Below are 14,395 nucleotides of genomic sequence, written 5' to 3'. Positions count from 1 at the left end.
CCACATGACCGTGATCAAGCAAGATGATCTGATCCAGAGTGTCGCCGACGCCCTGCAGTTCATCTCCTACTACCATCCCGTGGATTTCATCCAGGCCATGCATGAGGCCTATCTGCGTGAAGAGTCGCCCGCCGCGCGCGACTCCATGGCGCAGATCCTGATCAATTCGCGCATGTGCGCCACCGGCCACCGCCCGATCTGCCAGGACACCGGTATCGTCACCGTGTTCGTCCGCGTCGGCATGGACGTGCGCTGGGACGGCGCCACCATGAGCGTGGACGACATGATCAACGAGGGTGTGCGTCGCGCCTACAACCTGCCCGAGAACGTCCTGCGCGCGTCCATCCTGGCCGACCCGGCAGGCAGCCGTAAGAACACCAAGGACAACACCCCGGCGGTCATCCACTACTCCATCGTTCCCGGCAACACCGTGGAAGTGGACGTCGCGGCCAAGGGCGGCGGCTCCGAGAACAAGTCGAAGATGGCCATGCTCAACCCGTCCGACTCCATCGTCGACTGGGTACTGAAAACCGTCCCGACCATGGGCGCCGGCTGGTGCCCGCCGGGCATGCTCGGCATCGGTATCGGTGGTACCGCCGAGAAGGCTGCGGTGATGGCGAAGGAAGTCCTGATGGACCCGATCGACATCCACGAGCTGAAGGCCCGCGGTCCGCAGAACAAGATCGAGGAAATGCGCCTCGAGCTGTTCGAGAAGGTCAACCAGCTGGGCATCGGCGCCCAGGGCCTGGGCGGCCTGACCACCGTGCTCGACGTGAAGATCATGGACTACCCGACCCACGCCGCCTCCTTGCCGGTGTGCATGATCCCCAACTGCGCGGCTACCCGGCACGCCCACTTCGTGCTCGACGGCTCCGGCCCCGCCGAACTGGAAGCCCCGCCGCTGGACGCCTACCCGGAGATCGTCTGGGAAGCCGGCCCGTCCGCTCGCCGCGTCGACCTGGACAAGATCACCCCGGAAGAAGTGCAGAGCTGGAAGCCGGGCGAAACCCTGCTGCTCAACGGCAAGATGCTCACCGGCCGCGACGCCGCGCACAAGCGCATGGTCGACATGCTGAACAAGGGCGAAGAACTGCCGGTGGACCTGAAAGGCCGCTTCATCTATTACGTCGGCCCGGTCGATCCGGTCGGTGATGAAGTGGTTGGCCCGGCTGGCCCGACCACCGCGACCCGCATGGACAAGTTCACCCGCCAGATCCTCGAAAGCACCGGCCTGCTGGGTATGATCGGCAAGTCCGAGCGTGGCCCTATCGCCATCGAAGCGATCAAGGACAACAAGGCTGTCTACCTGATGGCCGTCGGCGGCGCCGCCTACCTGGTGGCCCAGGCGATCAAGAAGTCCAAGGTCCTGGCCTTCGCCGAACTCGGTATGGAAGCCATCTACGAGTTCGACGTGAAGGACATGCCGGTCACCGTCGCCGTCGATACCAACGGCGAGTCGGTCCACATCACCGGCCCGGCGATCTGGCAACAGAAGATCGCCGAGAACCTGGCGGTGGAAGTGAAGTAAGCCTACATCGCTCCATGAAAAAGCCCGGCCATGTGCCGGGCTTTTTCGTTGTACCCGCAGGTTGGCGCTGAGCTTACGAGGCCGAACACAGCGATACCGAACTTCGCTCCGAGCAAGCGGAACGCCACCCCGCACCAACTTACTGGAGCTGTGCCTGGCCAAACTGCTCCGGCCAGTCCCGCCGGGTGAACACCTGCCCTTCCGTACGCACACGGCGCACCTCCTCCAGATCCAGATCGCAGATCAGCCACTGGCTGGAAGCGGGGCAGAGTTCGGGGCTTTCCGCGATAACACCATTGCTCGGCATGCCGTAGTCCGGCGGTACATAAAGGCCGGCGCGGCCGATGTTCTCGTCAAGCGCGGGCGACCATGGCGCCAAGCCGACGGTGGGGGCCTGGAGCACGGCGATCTGGTTCTCCAGTGCGCGCGCCTGGGCACCGATGCGCACACGGTTGTAGCCGGCTTCGGTGTCGGTGCAGCTGGGGGCGAGGATCAGGTCGACGCCGCCTTCGGCCAGGGTACGCGCCAGCATGGGGAACTCGTTGTCGTAGCAGATCAGGATGCCCAGTCGTCCCAGGGCCGTGTCGAACACCTTCAGCCCCTCCCCCGCCACGATGCCCCACTGCTCTCGCTCGAAACGGGTCATGATCAGCTTGTCCTGATGGCCGAGTTCGCCGCCCGGACCGAACAGCCAGGCGCGGTTGCGAAAGCGCCCGTCTGCGTCACGCACCGGCAGGCTGCCGGGCTGCAAGTAGACACCGAGCTTCGCGGCAATGCCGGCGCACAGCGCTCGCCAGTCCTGCAGGAGCGGCTGGATGCCGACGATGGACGCCTGCAGGTCGCCCCGCTCATCCGGCGGCAACTGGCCTGCCAGCACCAGGCCGGCGTACTCGGGCAGCACCAGCAGTTTCGCGCCAGTCGCTGACGCCTCGGCGCAGACTGCCTCCAGGTGTGCGGCGTAGGCGTCCCAGCTCTCATGCAGTTCGATGGCGTACTGGCAGGCGGCGATCCTGATCATGGAGTGAGCTCCTTGAGCCAGAAGGACATGGGTTTGGCCGACTGCGAATCTTCGTCCAGGTCGCGCCAGTGGTATTCGGTGCGCAGCTCCGGATGGTGGCTATAGCCACGCCGCGCCCAGAACTCATTGAGCGGCTGGTAGCCCGGAGGCCGTCGTGGATGATCGTCCGGTCGTTCCACCGCGCAGAAGGCGCAATGGCGAAAACGACCCAGGCGCCGTGCGTACCCCTCGCGCTCGGCGAAGAAGCGCACGCCCAGACCGCTGCCCCGGTATTCGGCCTGCAGCACGGACTCACCGAAGTAGAAGATGCGCTTCGGGTCCCAGCCCCGCTCGCGGAAGGGCCGCTGGAACTCCTCCGTTTCATCCGCCATCGGCAGGCCAGTGGAAGCACCTACGACGCGCTGGCCATCCAGGGCCAGGACAAAGAGGCTTTCCGGTGACTCGGCATAAGTCGAGAGGTAGCGCGCTTCATAGTCCAGCGTGCCATCGTAGAGATAGGGAAACTCGCGGAAAACCGTCAGTCGAAGGCGTGCGAGGTCTTCAATGTGGGGCGCGATGGCAGCGCCCTGGAGAAGTCGGATCTGCATGGGAGCGGTCGTTCTGGCGATGTGGATGACGCCCCTGGCTAAGCCGGGTCTGGGTCAAGAACCTATCATGCCGGGCACGGACCGAATGACCCCATTGCGACAGGAACCCAACCATGACCGCTACCGAACTGGTGCAAGCCTATTACGCCGCCTTCAACGCCAGCGACATGCCGGCCTTCCTCGCCCTGCTCAGCGAGGATGTGGTGCACGACATCAACCAGGGCGAACGCCAGCAGGGCAAGGCCGCTTTCGCAGCTTTCATGGACAAAATGAACCGCTGCTATAAGGAGCGACTGTCAGACATCGTGGTCATGCAAAGTGCCGACGGCAGCCGCGCCGCCGCCGAGTTCGTAGTGCACGGCCAGTACCTGTCCGACGATGAGGGCCTGCCGCCGGCCAAGGGCCAGACCTACGTGCTGCCAGCGGGCGCCTTCTTCCACATCCACTGCGGCAAGATCGCCCGCGTGACCAACTACTACAACCTGAACGACTGGGTCGAACAGGTGGTTTAAGGTCTCAGCCCTGCGCTCGCGCCTTTGGCAGCTCGACGACCGTGGCGCGCCGCTGAGCCAGATAGCGGGTGCAGCTCACCCGCAGGAAAGAGGCAAAGTTGATCACCTCGCCGCGGTACTCCATCACCTCGTCGTAGAGCTTGGTGATGAGTTGGTTGGTGGTCATGCCATCCACCTCGGCGATCTCTCGCAGGATGTCCCAGAACTGGTTTTCCAGGCGCAGGGTGGTCACGACCCCGCGGATTCGCAGCGAGCGCGAGCGGGACTCGTAGAGGATGGGATCGGCCTTGACGTACAGCTCGCACATGGGTGCCTCCAGGTTCATGGTGTGGTGCATCGGCGCAGGGTGGATCACGCTTCACCAATCCACCCTCGGAGGCCGGCACGACCTCGGTGGTGGAAACCTAAAGCGGTTTCCACCCTACGCACCTCACAGCTCGATCTTCGTCCCGAGCAGCTTGAGGAAACCTGCCAGCCAGGCAGGGTGAGCCGGCCAGGCCGGGGCGGTGACCAGATTGCCCTGGGTGTGGGCAGCATCCACCGGGATATCCACAAACTGGCCACCGGCGAGCCTGACTTCCGGGCCGCACGCCGGATAAGCGCTGCACTCGCGCCCCTCCAGCACGCCGGCGGCCGCCAGTAGTTGGGCGCCATGGCAGACCGCGGCAATGGGCTTGCCCGTCTTGTCGAAGGCCTTCACCAACTCCAACACGGCAGCGTTCAGGCGCAGGTACTCTGGCGCGCGCCCCCCCGGGATCAACAGGGCGTCGTAGTCCTCTGCCTTGACCTTGGCGAAGTCGAAGTTGAGGGCAAAGTTGTGGCCAGGCTTCTCGCTGTAGGTCTGGTCACCTTCGAAGTCATGGATGGCGGTGCGCACGCTCTGGCCGGCGATCTTGTCCGGGCACACGGCGTGCACCGTGTGACCCACCATCAGCAGGGCCTGGAACGGCACCATGGTTTCGTAGTCTTCGGCGTAGTCGCCGACCAGCATCAGAATCTTCTTCGCGGCCATTTCGCATCCTCCTGGATTGGAAGCCCTGAGGCTTCAAAGGGTAGCCAATTATCCACGGCGTCTTTCGATCGCGGGTAATAGGCCCCTACTACTGGAATGCCAAGCGTCAGATGCCAATCTTATCCAGCACCCGGCCCACGCCGCGCCAGAAACCCTCCTGAGGGCGTACCACTTCACCGCTGGCGGCAACCCGCTCGATCGGCTTCACCTGACGGGTGGCAGTGATTTCCTGGCTGCCCAGGGATTCCTCCACCAGTTGCAGTGGACCGTTGCCCGCGCCGGGCTGTTCGCTGTTCTTCGGCGGCGGGTCCAGTTCGTCGTAGCGCAGGAAGTAGGTTCGACCGGCGCTGGCGTCCAGAGCAAAGGAAGTGACCAGGGTGAAGTCCAGTGGACCGTCGGCGAACAGGGTCCAGTAGCTGCCGAACAGGGGCCGACGCACTTCCAGCTTGTAGCTGGCGGCTTCGAATTCCAATGCCTGGTAGCCATTGCTCGGCAGGCTGCCGATCAGTTCCTTATTGAGGAAGATGCCAGGTGCTTCCAGTTCCTGGTCGGCCCATTGGCTTTGCGGCCGATAGAGGTAGACCAGCGCGTGCTCGCCATCGCTCGGCGCAATGGACTGGAAGGCCGGTCCCTCGGTTGCACCGAAGAACGCACCTGGGGTGGAACAGCCGCCCAGCACGGCGCACAGCAGCAGGATCGGCAGGTATCGGCGGCCCATGCAGCCACTCCCTCTTGTTGTTGTGGAGCAAGCCTAGCCCGGCATCGATCCGCAGACACCCGACGAAAGTGCGGCGGCCATTCCCGTGCCGCTAGCGGCGGCGGTCAAGCAGATTCACCACCAGACGGTCCAGCCATCCCCAAAGGCGCTGGCGCAAGCGTTTGATCAGGGGCCGGGCATGCCAGTCGTCCATGGTGATCTCGCGACTATCGGAGAAATCCTGGCGCATGCAGGCATCGACCGCCTGAGTGAAGTTCTGGTCCAGCGCCTCCACGTTGGCCTCGAGGTTGAAGCGCAGGTTCCAGTGGTCGAAGTTGCAGGAGCCGACGCTGACCCAGTCATCGGCCAGCACCATTTTCAGATGCAGGAAGCGCTGCTGGTACTCGAATATCCGCACGCCGGCACGCAGGAGGCGCGGGTAGTAGCGCTGGCCAGCGAAGCGTATCGGCGGGTGGTCGGTGTGACGGCTGGTGAGCAGCAGGCGCACTTCGACCCCCTGTCGTGCGGCCTTGATCAGGGCACGGCGAACCTTCCAGCTCGGCAGGAAGTAGGGCGTCGCCAGCCACACACGATTGCGCGCCGTGCGGATACTGCGCACCAGCGACTGGACAATGTCGCGATGCTGGCTGGCATCGGCGTAGGCCAGGCGACCAAGCCCCTCGCCCACCGCCGGATAGGGTGGCAGATGCGCCAGGCCCGGCGCATCGCCCGATTTCCAGGGGCGGCGGCCGAGGTTGGCCAGCCACTGGTAGTCGAAGATCAATTGCCAGTGCGCCACCAGCGGGCCCTCGATTGCGACCATCACCTCGTGCCAACGGCTGGCTTCCTGCGCCGGGTCCCAGAATTCGTCGGTGGCGCCGGTGCCGCCCACGAATGCCAGTCGGTCATCCACCACGAGGATCTTGCGATGGTCGCGATACAGGTTCCTGAAGCCGCGCCGCCAGCGCAGCGGGTTGTAGAACTGCAGCAGCACCCCGGCATCGTTGAGTCGCTCGCGAAGCACCCTGCCAAGTTTCAGGCTGCCGAAATCATCGAACAGGCAACGCACGCGCACTCCGCGCACGGCAGCAACGCACAACGCATCTACCAGCGCTTCGCTGCAACGGCCGTCTTCCACCAGGTACAACTCCAGCGCAACCTGGTACTCGGCCCGTGCAATGGCGGTGAGCATGATCGGGAAGAACTGCGGGCCGTCAATCAGCAACTCGAGGCGGTTGCCGGACTTCCAGGGGAAGATCTGCCCCATCAGCGCTCCGTGAAGATCAGCACGGCCCCCACCGGCACCGACAGGCTGATGCCCGGCAGGCCGGCGAGCTTGCGCAGGCCATCCAGCGCCGTGGTCAGGCCGAAGTCCTCCACCTGGAGCACCAGCGGCGCCAGGGTCACCACCTGGAAGCGATGGTCATCGAGGCGGGTGGCCAGGAGTTCCGCGCGGTATTGCTGCTGCTTTTCGCGAATCTTCACGGTGAGCGGCAGGCCCAGCTCCAGTTGTGCACCAGGTGCCAGGTCGGTGATCGGACGCAGGTCAAGTTGGGCGCTGACCTCGGCCTCGGGGTACTTGGCGATTTCGAAGAACTGATCCCGCAGGCGCTGGTCGCGCAGCGGCACGCCAGTGCTCACTGACTCCAGCTCCACGCGCAGGTTGGCCTTGCCATCCTTGCCGATCTTGCCGTGCAGGGTGAGGAAGCGGTGTACCTCGGAGATGCTGCCGGACTTGGTGGAGATAAAGGAGATCCGCGATGACTCGTTGTCCAGGTACCAGCTCGCGTGGACGGGCAACGCCAGAGCGGCGAGCAGGGCAACGAGGGGGCGTATCGATTTGTGCATGCGGGCTTCCTTTGGCATGTCGCTGACGGCCCAGAGACTCAGGCCGGACTCCATTGGTCACACGAATCGCCACCGGGTTCCCCCTGGGGCGATCCCGACGGACGGACAATGGAAGCAAAGCTACCAGAGGAATCGGAAATTTGATCTCGCCAAGATAACTGTAGGGGCGAATTCATTTCCCAGGCAGGCCGAAGGCCTGCACGCAGGCAAAGCCACCTCGGGGCCGCGGCGCGGCCCTTGTCGAATGAATTCACCCCTACAAGGCCTGTTGCGCTGTTACAGGCGCGGATAGTCGATGTAGCCCACCGGACCCTTGGCGTAGAAGAGCTCCGGACGCGGCTCGTTCAACGGTGCATCCAGGCGCAGACGCTCAGGCAGGTCGGGGTTGGCGATGAAGGGAATGCCAAAGGCCACGGCATCGGCCTTGCCACTTTCCAGCCAGGCACTGGCGCTGTCCCGGGTGAAGCGCTCGTTGGCGATGAACACGCCGCCGAAGGCTTCCTTCAGTTGCGGTGACAGGCTGTCTTCGCCCTCCTTCTCGCGGGCACAGATGAAGGCGACGCCACGCTTGCCCAGTTCACGGGCGACATAGCCGAAGGTAGCCGCCAGGTCGGAATCCCCCATGTCGTGGGAATCGGCACGCGGAGCCAGATGCACGCCTACGCGGCCAGCGCCCCACACCTTGATCGCGGCATCAGTCACTTCCAGCAGAAGACGCGCGCGGTTTTCGATGGAGCCGCCGTACTGGTCAGTGCGCTTGTTGGTGCCGTCCTGGAGGAACTGATCCAGCAGGTAGCCGTTGGCAGCGTGGATTTCCACGCCATCGAAACCAGCAGCCTGGGCGTTCTCCGCGCCGACTCGATAGGCCTCGACGATGTCGGCGATCTCTTCGGTTTCCAGGGCACGCGGCACCGGATAGTCACGCAGCGGGCGCAGCAGGCTGACGTGCCCCTTGGCCGCGATGGCGCTGGGCGCCACGGGCGCGTCGCCACCCAGGTAGCTGGGGTCGGAGATGCGGCCTACGTGCCACAGCTGCAGGACGATCTTGCCGCCGTTGGCGTGGACGGCCTTGGTGACGTTGCTCCAACCCTTCACCTGCTCGTCGGACCAGATGCCGGGGGTGTCCGGGTAGCCGACACCCAGGGGAGTGACGGAAGTGGCTTCGCTGATGATCAGCCCGGCGGACGCGCGCTGGGTGTAGTACTCCGCCATCAGCGCATTGGGCACGCGGCCCTCGTCGGCGCGGCAGCGGGTCAGCGGCGCCATGATGATGCGGTTGGAAAGTTCCAGATCGCCGATCTTGATGGGGTCGAAAAGCGTGGGCATGTCGTTTACCTCGGGTCAGTCGAGAGCCGCTTGCAGCTCGGGAGTACGGTTGCTGAAGGTGAGCAGGGTCGCTATCAGGGCGAGGATCGCCAGTACGGCAGCGGCCAGGGGAACTGTGGTGAGGCCGTAACCCTGGCTGATGACCAGGCCTCCGACCCAGGCACCAAGGGCATTGCCCACGTTGAAGGCACCGATGTTCAGGGTGGAAACCAGGTTCGGCGCGGCACTGCCGAAGTTCACAACGTTGACCTGTAGGGCCGGCACCGCGGCGAAGGCGGCCGTCGCCCAGAGGAACAGCGTGATTTCCGTGGGGATCAGCGCAGCGCTGGTCCAGGTCAGGGCACTGGAGGCAACAGCCAGCGCGACGAATACCCCCATCAGGGTCTGCGCCAGCTTCCAGTCGGCCAGGCGGCCACCGATCACGTTGCCCAGCGTCAGACCAAGCCCGATCAGCAACAGGCTCCAGGTCACACCTCGGGGCGAAATACCGGTCACCTCGCCAAGCAACGGCGCGACGTAGGTAAAGATGCAGAACACCGCGGCGGAGAACAGCACGGTGGTGGACAGAGCCAGCCACAGCCCGGCACCACGCAGGGCGGCGAACTCGGCACGGATGTCGGTGGCTTCTTCATCGTCCTGGCGCGGCAGCACCCGCCACAGGCCGATCAGAGCGGCGATGCCGATCAGGGTCACGGCCCAGAAGGTCGAGCGCCAACCGGCGGCCTGGCCCAGGGCGGTGCCCAGAGGAACGCCAAGCACGTTGGCCAGGGTCAGGCCGGTGAACATCAGGGCGACGGCGGAGGCCTTGCGGTTGGCCGGCACCAGGCTCGCCGCCACCACAGAACCGATACCGAAGAAGGCGCCATGGCAGAGTGCGGTGACGACTCGAGCCAACATCAGCAGGCCGTAGTTGGCGGCGATGGCGCAAAGCAGGTTACCAATGATGAACACGCCCATCAGGACCAGCAGAGCGCGCTTGCGTGGCAGCTTCGAGGTGACCAGCGCCATGAACGGTGCGCCGATGGCCACGCCCAGGGCATAGCCGGTGACCAGCCAGCCGGCGCCGGGAATGGACACGCCAAGGTCGGCAGCTACCTCGGGCAGCAGGCCCATGATGACGAATTCGGTTGTGCCTATCGCAAATGCGGACAAGGCGAGGACGAGAAGCGCAGTAGGCATTGGCCTGCTCCTGGGAAGATTTTCGGGTTGTGGCAGGTGCTGCAGTTACAGCTCGTCGCTCATCTGGCGAAGAAATTCAGCGATGACGGCTTCATTGCGTTTGAAGAAGTTCCATTGGCCCACCTTGCGGCTGGTCACCAGCCCGGCGCGCTGCAAGGTCGCCAGGTGCGTCGAGACGGTGGACTGGGACAGTCCGCAACGCTGGTCGAACTTGCCGGCGCAGACGCCGATTTCGAACGGGTGGTCCTGCTCGACGAAATACTTTTCCGGTTCCTTGAGCCACTGCAGCATCTCCCGTCGCACGGGATGGGCGAGTGCCTTGATGATTTCGTCGAGGTCAATCTGTGTGCTCATGGCCGGGTTCTCATATCGAGATGGAGCGAACTTTATATCGATCAAAATCGATACGCAGATCGTTTGTGACGATAGTCATCATCGACCGCCATGATAAAACCGCCCCTGGGTTAAGCTCAGCCAATGAACTACCTCGCCCACCTCCATCTCGGCGGCTCGCAGCCTGCACAACTGCTCGGCAGCCTTTACGGTGACTTCGTCAAAGGGCCGCTGGCCGGACGCTGGCCGGCGGAGATCGAAGCCGCAATCCGCCTGCACCGGCGCATCGATGTCTTCACCGACAGCCATCCCCTGATCACCCAGGCCAGATTGCGCTTTCCCAACGAGCGACGGCGATTCGCCGGCATCCTGCTGGATGTCTTCTTCGACCACTGCCTGGCTCGGGACTGGAAGCTCTACGCCACCGAACCGCTGGACGCCTTCACCCGCCACGTCTACCAGGTCCTGGGCAACGAGCCCGAACTGCCCGGCCGCCTGGCCCTCATCGCGCCACGCATGGCGGCCCAGGATTGGTTGGGCAGCTATCGGGAGTTCGAGACGCTGGAACTGGTCGTTGCCGGCATATCCCGTCGCCTTTCGCGTCCCGAAGCGCTGGCCGGCGCCATGGCCGAGCTGGAACAGCTGTACCACCCCCTGAGCGAGGATTTTCGGCAGTTCTATCCACAGCTCCAGCAGTTCGCCGGCGGCCAGCCAAACATCGCTTGACCTGCATCAAGGGAAATTTCCTACACCTGCAGTGGAATAAGCTTAGGAATCCGCTAAAGGAGGCGTCCGATGAAAGCCCTGATGCTCGCGACCGACCTTTCCAACCGTTCAGACCGTGCCCTGCGGCGAGCAGCCCGGCTGGCCCATCAGTTCAACTGCCCCTGGTTCATCCTTCACGTAGTCGATGAAGACCAGCCGCAATTGCGCATCGAGTTGGAAGTGGAGCAGGTCCGCCGCTACCTGAACGAGCAGCTGGATCTCTTCACCGAACTGGCTGGCCGCGCACCCGAAATCTGGGTGGAAGTGGGTGATCCGGCCAAGCACATCACCGACTGCACCCGCTGGGCCGACATCGACCTGCTGGTTGTCGGCAGCCACCGCAAGAACCCGCTGCGCGACATCTTCGCGGGTACCACCCTGGAACGTCTGCTGCGCACCAGCCATGTACCCATCCTGCTAGTGAACAAAGTGGCGGAAGACGACTACCGGATGCCCCTCCTGGCCCTGGACTGCTCCCCGGCTTCCGCCCAGGCGGTGCGTGCCGCCGTAGAACTGGGCCTGCTGCCGAAGACTGGCACCAAGGCGCTGCATGCCTTCGACCCGCTGGGTGGCGCGATGATGCTGGCGGCCTCTGCCGGCGCCGGGGCGATACCGGGCGACTACAGTGCCGACGAACGCCGCCGAGCCACAGCCGCGCTGGATGAGTTCCTGCGCCGAGAGGAACTGGGCGCACACGTCGACCAGCGCCTGATCGAGGAAGGCCAACCTATGACCGCGCTGCGTCGCGTACTGGAACGCGACTCCGTCGACCTGCTGGTCATGGGCACGCGTGGATTGACGGGTATGAAGCGGATACTGATTGGCAGTGTCGCCGATGCCGCCATACGCGAGCTGGCCTGCGACATCCTCGCGGTGCCGCCAATCCGCTGGCCGGACAAAGACAAGGCCTGACCACCTATCAGGCGGCCAATGCCTCGTCTTCCTCCTCGCCGAAGAGCGCCAGTTGCACGGCGCTCTTCGCTTTCTGACTCAGCACCGTGCGGGTCAGCCCCTGGCTCGACACTGGTTCGAGCAACCGGATTTCCACTTCTGCCAGATCACTGCGCAACAGGCGGACCAGATGCGAAAGCAGGTCGTCCTCGCCGATGAAGGGGGCAACATTGTCACGCTCGCCATTACGCAGGTAACGGATGGCCACCGGTTGCACCGGCACACCGGTCTCGACCGCGCTGGTCAGCAGGCGACTGTGGAAAGTCTTCAGGAGGCTACCGTCGGTAGTAGTGCCCTCCGGGAAGATCAACAGGTTGCGCCCATCGCCCAGATGACGGGCGAGTTGCTGGCCAACCAATCCGCTATCCCCCGAGCCGCGGCGGATGAACAGCGTGCCGGCCTTGTGCGCCAGCCAGCCGGCAACCGGCCAGGTACGCACCTCGGCTTTGGAGAGGAACGACAACGGCGCGACGGCGCCGAGCAGTGGAATATCGGTCCAGGACACGTGATTGCTCACCCAGAGCATCGGCTGATCCGGCACGCTTCCGCTGACGTGTACGCGAAACGGCAAGGCACCGGCCAGGCAGTTGAGGAACCAGCGGGTCAGGCGCTGCCGGGTGGCCATGAGCTCGGCACGCCTCAGGCGCTCCAATACGGAAACCCAGGCAGCCAGTGACAGGCCGAGGCCAATCACCGCCATCAGCCGGACAACGCGCGCGTAGAAACGTACGGACTTCAGCATGCCCGGCCTCAGACCGCTGCCTTGAAGTGGCGGGCGTAACGCGGGCAGAGCTCGTCGCGCTTGAGCAGGATGAACACGTCGGCCACCTGGAAGTCCGGGTCCCAGCAGGGCTCGCCGCAGACCTTCGCCCCCAGGCGCATGTATGCCTTGAGCAGCGGCGGCATCTCGGTAATCACGTTGCCCGGCAACTCCAGGATGGGTAGCGGGTTCTTGGGCTCGGCGCGCAGGTATTCGGTGCACAGATAACGCTCGCGCAGACGCTGCATGATGGCCTGGGCCTGGATGCCGCCGTCCTGCATCGGAATGCTGGCGCAGCCCATCAGGTAGCGGTAGCCGCCCTGGTTCAACACCTCGGCCAGCTCACCCCAAAGCACGGCGATGGTCGCGCCATTACGGTAGGCCGGGTCGACGCAGGTACGACCAATTTCCAGCACCGGGCCCTGCAGTTCACCGAGTCCGTGGAGGCTGAACTCCTCTTCGCTGTAGAAGCGACCCAGGTCGCGGGCGGCCTGGTGGTCGAGCAGGCGGGTGGTGGCGACCAGCTCACCGCTGTCCAGATCCCGCACGCCGATGTGCTCGCAGTGCGGATCGTAGTCATCCATGTCGAGACCGAATTCGGCACCTTGCAGCTTGGCGTCGAACTCGGCGCTGAATACGCGGAAACGCAGGGCCTGTGCCTCACGCAGCGCAGCGATGCCTTCCAGGCGCTCGGCCTGCAGGCGGCGAGGGCTTTTCCCGTTGGGTGCGACACTGTCGCGGGTCATGGCGATCTGGGTCATGAATAAGCCTCCGTAGGCCGGCTCGATCCCGGTTGCAGCCGGACGATCTTGTTGTGCAAGCTCAGGCTAGGTAGACCCGGTGTCACGACCATGACGGTCCAGTGATGCTTGTATGACAGCCCTCGAGGAATCCCTAATGCCCTGGCAACGCCTGCTCGAAGCTTCCGCCCGCCTAACGTCCGGCCATCCGCTGGACGACTGGTACGGCGCTCTGCTGGACCGATTGGGCGAGGTCACGCCCTTCGAACTCGCCGTCCTCGGCGGCAAGTTGGCGCCTACCCCCGGCCTGGCTTTCCTGGCGGGTTACCAGGGCGCCCTTCGCCTGCTCTGGCCATCGGCGCCGCTGAGCCTGGGCGCGCTGTGCGTCACCGAGAACCGCAGCGTGCGCCCGGCGGACATGCAGACGCGCCTGGCGGGTCTCAGCCTCAGTGGCCGCAAGGACTTCGTCACCGCTGGCGACGCCGCCGACTGGTTGCTGGTGGCGGCCCGTGAGGAGGCCGAAGGTGAGTCACCGCGCCTGGCGCTGGTGGTGGTTCGCAATGGCGCTCCCGGCGTGCACGTCGAACAGCTCAAGCCGTTGCCGCTGATGCCCGACGTCCCCCATGCCCGCCTGCACCTGGAAGGCAGCCATTGCGAGCGCCTGGCAGGCGATGGCTGGGACGCATACGTGAAACCCTTCCGCAGCATCGAAGACCTCCACATCCTCGCTGCGATGGTCGCCTGGCTCTATGGCGTGGGACGCGACAGCGCCTGGCCGCAGCTCCTGCAACTGCGCCTGCTGAGCCTGCTCAGTGGCGCCGCCGAAGTCTCCCGCCAGTGCGCTACCACCCCGACGATGCACCTGCTGCTGGCCGCCCTCTTCGCCGAGTTCAAGGCACTCAAGCCAGAGTTGGACGCCGCCTTCGCCAGCGGTCCGGCGGAATGGGCCAACCTCTGGCAGCGCGACCAGGGCGTGCTGGAAATTGCCAGTGGACCAAGGGCCAAGCGGCTGGAGAAAGCCCGTGCAGCCCTGGGGCTCTGACGCGGTCCTGTAGAAGCGAAGTCATTCACGAATGGGGCCATGATCAATGGCTGACCTTCGGCCTGCATCGCGGTTGAAACCGCTCCCACAGAAGACG

At 64.5% G+C, this 14,395-nt stretch carries 17 protein-coding genes; 5 read left to right on the top strand and 12 right to left on the bottom strand.

From position 1 onward, the window contains the following. Positions 1 to 4: 4 nt before the first annotated feature. On the top strand, positions 5 to 1,528 hold the full coding sequence (locus D6Z43_RS25425; RefSeq protein ID WP_120654757.1) for a fumarate hydratase: 1,524 nt from the start codon (positions 5 to 7) through the stop codon (positions 1,526 to 1,528). Positions 1,529 to 1,667: 139 nt separating this feature from the next. Here D6Z43_RS25425 and D6Z43_RS25420 read toward each other — a convergent pair whose 3' ends face one another. Then, on the bottom strand, positions 1,668 to 2,546 hold the full coding sequence (locus tag D6Z43_RS25420) for a carbon-nitrogen hydrolase family protein (RefSeq protein ID WP_120654756.1): 879 nt from the start codon (positions 2,544 to 2,546) through the stop codon (positions 1,668 to 1,670). Continuing rightward, positions 2,543 to 3,133, bottom strand: coding sequence for a GNAT family N-acetyltransferase (locus D6Z43_RS25415; protein WP_120654755.1), 591 nt, complete (start codon positions 3,131 to 3,133; stop codon positions 2,543 to 2,545). Before D6Z43_RS25415 ends, D6Z43_RS25420 begins: the two co-directional genes overlap by 4 nt. Before the next feature lie 113 nt (positions 3,134 to 3,246). Between D6Z43_RS25415 and D6Z43_RS25410 the strand changes: the two genes are divergently transcribed. Continuing rightward, positions 3,247 to 3,645 carry a nuclear transport factor 2 family protein gene (locus tag D6Z43_RS25410; protein WP_120654754.1) on the top strand — a complete coding sequence of 133 codons (399 nt, stop codon included), beginning with the start codon at positions 3,247 to 3,249 and terminating at the stop codon, positions 3,643 to 3,645. A gap of 4 nt (positions 3,646 to 3,649) precedes the next feature. On the opposite strand, the gene D6Z43_RS25405 is transcribed toward D6Z43_RS25410, so the two are convergent. The 8 genes from D6Z43_RS25405 to D6Z43_RS25370 form a co-directional block, all read right to left on the bottom strand. After that, positions 3,650 to 3,952 (bottom strand): ribbon-helix-helix domain-containing protein, encoded by a 303-nt coding sequence (locus D6Z43_RS25405; protein WP_120654753.1) that lies wholly within the window; start codon positions 3,950 to 3,952, stop codon positions 3,650 to 3,652. A gap of 123 nt (positions 3,953 to 4,075) precedes the next feature. Beyond that, positions 4,076 to 4,657: a DJ-1/PfpI family protein gene (locus tag D6Z43_RS25400; protein WP_120654752.1), complete on the bottom strand. Its 582-nt coding sequence runs from the start codon at positions 4,655 to 4,657 to the stop codon at positions 4,076 to 4,078. Between the two features lie 106 nt (positions 4,658 to 4,763). Then, a complete protein-coding gene (locus D6Z43_RS25395) occupies positions 4,764 to 5,375 on the bottom strand; it encodes a DUF2846 domain-containing protein (protein WP_120654751.1) in 612 nt (203 codons plus the stop codon). A 91-nt stretch (positions 5,376 to 5,466) separates the two neighbouring features. Then, positions 5,467 to 6,621: a phosphatidylserine/phosphatidylglycerophosphate/cardiolipin synthase family protein gene (locus tag D6Z43_RS25390; RefSeq protein ID WP_120654750.1), complete on the bottom strand. Its 1,155-nt coding sequence runs from the start codon at positions 6,619 to 6,621 to the stop codon at positions 5,467 to 5,469. Beyond that, positions 6,621 to 7,202 carry a YceI family protein gene (locus tag D6Z43_RS25385; protein WP_120654749.1) on the bottom strand — a complete coding sequence of 194 codons (582 nt, stop codon included), beginning with the start codon at positions 7,200 to 7,202 and terminating at the stop codon, positions 6,621 to 6,623. The genes D6Z43_RS25390 and D6Z43_RS25385 overlap by 1 nt, the downstream gene beginning before the upstream one ends. A 276-nt stretch (positions 7,203 to 7,478) precedes the next feature. Beyond that, positions 7,479 to 8,528 (bottom strand): alkene reductase, encoded by a 1,050-nt coding sequence (locus D6Z43_RS25380; protein WP_120654748.1) that lies wholly within the window; start codon positions 8,526 to 8,528, stop codon positions 7,479 to 7,481. Between the two features lie 15 nt (positions 8,529 to 8,543). Next, positions 8,544 to 9,707 (bottom strand): MFS transporter, encoded by a 1,164-nt coding sequence (locus D6Z43_RS25375; RefSeq protein ID WP_120654747.1) that lies wholly within the window; start codon positions 9,705 to 9,707, stop codon positions 8,544 to 8,546. 45 nt (positions 9,708 to 9,752) lie between these two features. Next, positions 9,753 to 10,061, bottom strand: a complete 309-nt coding sequence (locus tag D6Z43_RS25370) for a helix-turn-helix transcriptional regulator (RefSeq protein ID WP_120654746.1) — start codon at positions 10,059 to 10,061, stop codon at positions 9,753 to 9,755. Positions 10,062 to 10,184: 123 nt separating this feature from the next. Here D6Z43_RS25370 and D6Z43_RS25365 point away from each other — a divergent pair, with 123 nt between their 5' ends. Together D6Z43_RS25365 and D6Z43_RS25360 are read left to right on the top strand one after the other, a co-directional pair. Further along, positions 10,185 to 10,766: an ACP phosphodiesterase gene (locus D6Z43_RS25365; RefSeq protein WP_120654745.1), complete on the top strand. Its 582-nt coding sequence runs from the start codon at positions 10,185 to 10,187 to the stop codon at positions 10,764 to 10,766. Between the two features lie 69 nt (positions 10,767 to 10,835). Continuing rightward, positions 10,836 to 11,717, top strand: a complete 882-nt coding sequence (locus D6Z43_RS25360) for a universal stress protein (RefSeq protein ID WP_120654744.1) — start codon at positions 10,836 to 10,838, stop codon at positions 11,715 to 11,717. 7 nt (positions 11,718 to 11,724) lie between these two features. On the opposite strand, the gene D6Z43_RS25355 is transcribed toward D6Z43_RS25360, so the two are convergent. Together D6Z43_RS25355 and olsB are read right to left on the bottom strand one after the other, a co-directional pair. Then, positions 11,725 to 12,495, bottom strand: a complete 771-nt coding sequence (locus D6Z43_RS25355) for a lysophospholipid acyltransferase family protein (RefSeq protein ID WP_120655362.1) — start codon at positions 12,493 to 12,495, stop codon at positions 11,725 to 11,727. Positions 12,496 to 12,506: 11 nt separating this feature from the next. After that, entirely contained in the window at positions 12,507 to 13,277 is a 771-nt protein-coding gene (olsB, locus tag D6Z43_RS25350; protein ID WP_028628694.1) for an L-ornithine N(alpha)-acyltransferase, read from the bottom strand. A gap of 136 nt (positions 13,278 to 13,413) precedes the next feature. Between olsB and D6Z43_RS25345 the strand changes: the two genes are divergently transcribed. Next, positions 13,414 to 14,298 (top strand): acyl-CoA dehydrogenase family protein, encoded by an 885-nt coding sequence (locus D6Z43_RS25345; RefSeq protein ID WP_120654743.1) that lies wholly within the window; start codon positions 13,414 to 13,416, stop codon positions 14,296 to 14,298. The last annotated feature ends 97 nt before the right edge of the window (positions 14,299 to 14,395 follow it).

Source organism: Pseudomonas sp. DY-1, assembly GCF_003626975.1.
Lineage (GTDB): Bacteria > Pseudomonadota > Gammaproteobacteria > Pseudomonadales > Pseudomonadaceae > Metapseudomonas.
Note: the sequence above shows the minus strand (reverse complement) of the source record. Positions and strands in the feature narration are given on the sequence as shown.

What these genes read in the sequence shown, in the direction of transcription:
- D6Z43_RS25425 (WP_120654757.1), top strand. Translation starts at nt 5, where the DNA reads ATGACCGTGATCAAGCAAGATGATCTGATCCAGAGTGTCGCCGACGCC.
- D6Z43_RS25420 (WP_120654756.1), bottom strand. Translation starts at nt 2,546, where the DNA reads ATGATCAGGATCGCCGCCTGCCAGTACGCCATCGAACTGCATGAGAGC.
- D6Z43_RS25415 (WP_120654755.1), bottom strand. Translation starts at nt 3,133, where the DNA reads ATGCAGATCCGACTTCTCCAGGGCGCTGCCATCGCGCCCCACATTGAA.
- D6Z43_RS25410 (WP_120654754.1), top strand. Translation starts at nt 3,247, where the DNA reads ATGACCGCTACCGAACTGGTGCAAGCCTATTACGCCGCCTTCAACGCC.
- D6Z43_RS25405 (WP_120654753.1), bottom strand. Translation starts at nt 3,952, where the DNA reads ATGTGCGAGCTGTACGTCAAGGCCGATCCCATCCTCTACGAGTCCCGC.
- D6Z43_RS25400 (WP_120654752.1), bottom strand. Translation starts at nt 4,657, where the DNA reads ATGGCCGCGAAGAAGATTCTGATGCTGGTCGGCGACTACGCCGAAGAC.
- D6Z43_RS25395 (WP_120654751.1), bottom strand. Translation starts at nt 5,375, where the DNA reads ATGGGCCGCCGATACCTGCCGATCCTGCTGCTGTGCGCCGTGCTGGGC.
- D6Z43_RS25390 (WP_120654750.1), bottom strand. Translation starts at nt 6,621, where the DNA reads ATGGGGCAGATCTTCCCCTGGAAGTCCGGCAACCGCCTCGAGTTGCTG.
- D6Z43_RS25385 (WP_120654749.1), bottom strand. Translation starts at nt 7,202, where the DNA reads ATGCACAAATCGATACGCCCCCTCGTTGCCCTGCTCGCCGCTCTGGCG.
- D6Z43_RS25380 (WP_120654748.1), bottom strand. Translation starts at nt 8,528, where the DNA reads ATGCCCACGCTTTTCGACCCCATCAAGATCGGCGATCTGGAACTTTCC.
- D6Z43_RS25375 (WP_120654747.1), bottom strand. Translation starts at nt 9,707, where the DNA reads ATGCCTACTGCGCTTCTCGTCCTCGCCTTGTCCGCATTTGCGATAGGC.
- D6Z43_RS25370 (WP_120654746.1), bottom strand. Translation starts at nt 10,061, where the DNA reads ATGAGCACACAGATTGACCTCGACGAAATCATCAAGGCACTCGCCCAT.
- D6Z43_RS25365 (WP_120654745.1), top strand. Translation starts at nt 10,185, where the DNA reads ATGAACTACCTCGCCCACCTCCATCTCGGCGGCTCGCAGCCTGCACAA.
- D6Z43_RS25360 (WP_120654744.1), top strand. Translation starts at nt 10,836, where the DNA reads ATGAAAGCCCTGATGCTCGCGACCGACCTTTCCAACCGTTCAGACCGT.
- olsB (WP_028628694.1), bottom strand. Translation starts at nt 13,277, where the DNA reads ATGACCCAGATCGCCATGACCCGCGACAGTGTCGCACCCAACGGGAAA.
- D6Z43_RS25345 (WP_120654743.1), top strand. Translation starts at nt 13,414, where the DNA reads ATGCCCTGGCAACGCCTGCTCGAAGCTTCCGCCCGCCTAACGTCCGGC.